Source organism: Streptomyces sp. NPDC058964, assembly GCF_042741275.1.
In the GTDB taxonomy this organism is placed as follows: Bacteria; Actinomycetota; Actinomycetes; order Streptomycetales; family Streptomycetaceae; genus Streptomyces.
Genome location: NZ_JBHYKH010000880.1, coordinates 1 through 1,975, shown reverse-complemented (window position 1 = coordinate 1,975; position 1,975 = coordinate 1). Strand labels below are relative to the sequence as shown.

1 protein-coding gene is annotated in these 1,975 nt (G+C 78.4%); it reads left to right on the top strand.

Translation table 11 applies throughout. The annotated features are described in order from the left end of the window. Positions 1-14 precede the first annotated feature (14 nt). Positions 15-1,975 (top strand): SDR family oxidoreductase (locus ACFW2E_RS45935; protein ID WP_384477889.1); only part of this gene is annotated, 1,961 nt, incomplete at its 3' end.

Genomic DNA, 1,975 nt, shown 5'->3' with positions numbered 1-1,975 from the left:
TGACCGAGGTGGCCGTGCCCTGGCGGCTGCTCACGGCGGCCGGTCACGAGGTGGTCTTCGCCACCGAACGTGGCGGGGGCCCGCCCCCCCGCCCCCCCCCGCGGCGCACGGGCGGGGGGGTGGGTGGGGCGGGGGGGGGGGCGGGGGGCCCCGCCCCCGGCCCGCCGGGGGGGGCCCTGGGGGGGGCGGGGCCGGGGGGGCCCCCGCCCCCCCTCGCCTGGCCGCCGGCGGGCGCCCGGCCGCTCGGCACGGAGCACCTCTACACCGGCCTCGCCGCTCTGGGCCTCGAATACGGCCCACTTTTCCAGGGCCTCACGAGTACCTGGCGCGACGGGGACACGGTCTGCGCCGAGGTGACGCTGCCCGAGGGCGCCGAGACCGACGGCTATGGCATCCATCCCGCCCTCCTCGACGCGGCCCTGCACTCCATCGCCGCGGGGGAGCTGCTGCCCGCGCCCGAACCCGGTTCGGCCTGGCTGCCGTTCTCCTGGTCCGACGTCACCCTGCACGCCACCGGTGCCCGTACCCTGCGCGTGAGGGTGGCCGCCACCGCACCCGGTGCCGTCACCCTGGACGCCGCCGACCCGGACGGGCAGCCAGTGCTGTCCGTCGGGACGCTCGCCCTGAGGCCGGTGCCAGTGGCGGGGGCGCAGGGTGCGGCGCGCGTGGGCGACGCGGAGTACGGCGTCGAGTGGACCGTGACCGAGATGCCGCACACCGAGGCAGGGGAGCCGCTGCGGCTGCCCGAGCCCGGCCACGCGGAGGCCCTGACCACGGCCGGCTGGTCCGCGCTGACCGCCCCGGCCGCGAGCACACCCACCGAGGCCGCGACCGTCGTCCTCGAGGCGCTCCAGGAGTGGCTGGAGCGGGCCGCGCCCGACGAGCGGCTGCTCCTGGTCACCCGGGGCGCCGTGGCCACCGCGCCCGGTGAGGACGTCACCGACCTCGGCCAGGCCGCGGTCACCGGACTGGTCCGGGCGGCCCGGACCGAGTACCCGGGGCGCCTGCTGCTGATCGACATCGACACGGACGGAGAGCCGCTCTCCGCCTCCGTCCTCACTTCCGACGAGGACGAACTCGCCCTGCGGGGCGGCACCTTGCTCGCGCCACGCCTGGTGCGGCGCACGACGGCGGCCGGGCCGGAGCCGGCCTGGCCGACCACCGGCACCGTCCTGGTCACCGGCGGCACCGGCGGTCTCGGCGCCCTGGTCGCCCGCCATCTGGTCGCCGAGCACGGCGTACGAAGCCTGGTCCTCACGAGCAGGCGCGGTCCCGACGCCCCCGGCTCCACCGAACTCGCCGAAGAACTGAGGGAGTCGGGCGCCGATGTCACCGTCGCCGCCTGCGACGTCGCCGACCGGGACGCGCTCGCCGCGCTGCTGACGACACACCCCGGCATCACCGCGGTCGTGCACACGGCGGGTGTGGTCGACGACGCCACCCTGGCGCGGCTCACCCCGGCCCAGCTGCGGCGCGGCCGCGCCCCCAAGGCGGAGGCCGCCCGGCATCTGCACGAACTCACCCAGGATCTCGAGGCGTTCGTGCTCTTCTCGTCCGCCGCCGGCGTGCTGGGCGGCGGCGGACAGGCCAACTACGCCGCCGCCAACGCCTACCTGGACGCCCTCGCCGCACACCGCCGTGCCCATGGCAAGCCCGCGGTGTCACTGGCCTGGGGCCTGTGGGACCCGGCCACCGGCGGCATGGGCGCCGATCTCACCGCCACCGACCTGGAGCGGATGGCCCGTGCCGGCGTACGTCCCCTCGGAGCGGAGCAGGGCCTCGCCCTCCTCGACGCGGTCGTGGCCGCGGCGGACGCGCTCACCGTGGCCGTACGCCTGGACGTTCCCGCGCTCGCCCGGTCGCTCCGCGGCTCGGTCCCGGGCCTGCTGCGCTCCCTCGTCCGTCTCCCGGCCCCCCCGGCCCCCCCCCGCGGCGGGGCGGGGGGGGGGCGCCGGGGCGCCCCGCGCCCCCCCCC